Annotated in this window: 2 protein-coding genes; both read left to right on the forward strand. The window is 63.2% G+C overall.

All coding sequences use genetic code 11. The features are described 5' to 3' along the window. The coding region (locus EN935_RS38575; protein ID WP_164771855.1) for a zinc-binding dehydrogenase at window positions 1-199 on the forward strand (199 nt) is incomplete at its 5' end. A 38-nt stretch (window positions 200-237) separates the two neighbouring features. Continuing rightward, window positions 238-678 carry an OsmC family protein gene (locus EN935_RS38580; RefSeq protein WP_109663390.1) on the forward strand — a complete coding sequence of 147 codons (441 nt, stop codon included), beginning with the start codon at window positions 238-240 and terminating at the stop codon, window positions 676-678. Window positions 679-774: the final 96 nt, after the last annotated feature.

A 774-nucleotide genomic window follows, 5' to 3' on the forward strand; every position in this document is an offset into this window, starting at 1 on the left:
CTACCAGCGCAGCCTCGCCACCATCAGCCGCCTCTTCGTCGGCAACCGGACCAATCTCGAAGCCATGCTGCGCGGCGTCTCGCAGCACCGCCTGCGGCCCGTCATCGACAGGGTCTTCGCCTTCACCGAGGCCGGCGATGCCTACCGCTATTTCCAGCAGGGCGACGTCTTCGGGAAAGTGATCATCGACGGCGCCTGACCCATCAAGTCCTCAAACCAAGGGAGAACGACAATGACATTCGTGAAGCCTCAGCCGAGTGGCAAGGAACGCTGAAGGAAGGTTCGGGCCGATTGCGGCTCGGCAGCGGCGCCTTCGAAGGCGCCTATTCCTTCCCATCGCGTTTCGAGAACGGTCCTGGCACCAATCCGGAGGAACTGATCGCCGCAGCGCACGCCGGCTGCTTCTCGATGGCGCTGACCGCCATCCTCGGTCGGGAAGGCCATATCCCCGACAGCATTCGCACCGTGGCGAAGGTGCACCTCGGCGCCACCGCGGCGGGACCGACGATCACCCGTATCGAGCTCGAAACCGAGGCAGAGGTCGCGGGACTCGCCGAAGATGAATTCGAGCGCCTTGCACAGTCCGCCAAGGCAGGCTGCCTCGTCTCGCGGGCCCTTGCCGGCGTGTCTCAGATCACCCTCAAGGCGACGCTCGTCGAAGCCATCAAAGGCCAATGAAGCCAGGAGAAAGAAGATGACACAGGAGCTTGTCATGGATGCAACCGCGTACGATCTCTCACGGCAAACGGCCGAGATCATGCGGCGCTACAACGA

The sequence above is a fragment of the Mesorhizobium sp. M7D.F.Ca.US.004.03.1.1 genome (genome assembly GCF_003998635.1).
Lineage (GTDB): Bacteria > Pseudomonadota > Alphaproteobacteria > Rhizobiales > Rhizobiaceae > Mesorhizobium > Mesorhizobium loti.